The sequence below is a fragment of the Pseudomonas sp. 10C3 genome (assembly GCF_036346185.1).
In the GTDB taxonomy this organism is placed as follows: Bacteria; Pseudomonadota; Gammaproteobacteria; order Pseudomonadales; family Pseudomonadaceae; genus Aquipseudomonas.
Map to the genome: position 1 here is coordinate 1 of NZ_JASJVE010000074.1, position 542 is coordinate 542.

The 542-nt window shown below is 56.3% G+C and carries 1 protein-coding gene; it reads left to right on the forward strand.

The genetic code is table 11. The features are described from left to right. A partial coding sequence (locus QN399_RS26160) for a transposase (protein ID WP_330201932.1) occupies window positions 1-498 on the forward strand: 498 nt, incomplete at its 5' end. Between the last annotated feature and the right edge of the window lie 44 nt (window positions 499-542).

A 542-nucleotide genomic window follows, 5' to 3' on the forward strand; every position in this document is an offset into this window, starting at 1 on the left:
AACAAGCTGTACGGTATCGAGCGTGAACTGAAAGACGTAAGCGATGAACAACGTTTTGTCGGTCGGCAGGAAAAGAGCTTGCCGGTCTTGGCGCAACTGAAAAGCTGGCTAGAGAAAACACATCCGCAGATTACGCCGCAGAGCGTGCTCGGCCGAGCCGTCAGTTACCTGGCCAGCAACTGGAGCAAGCTTGAGCGCTACACAGAGGCTGGCTTTTTACCCATCGACAACAACGTCGCCGAAAGAGCAGTAAAGCCGTTTGTGATAGGTCGCAAGGCATGGCTGTTCAGCGACACACCCAAGGGCGCCACCGCCAGTGCCCAGATCTACAGCCTGGTCGAAACTGCCAAAGCCAACGGCCAGGAGCCCTATACGTGGCTGCGCCACGTACTTGAACGCCTGCCACAAGCCTCGTCGGTAGAAGACTTCGAAGCCTTGCTGCCTTGGAACTGCTCGCCAGAGATGCGTAAGCGACCCATGAACCCCACGTACCGTTAGATGGGCTTTACGTTTACCGTGGCATCTCTGGTGTGCAGTTCCAG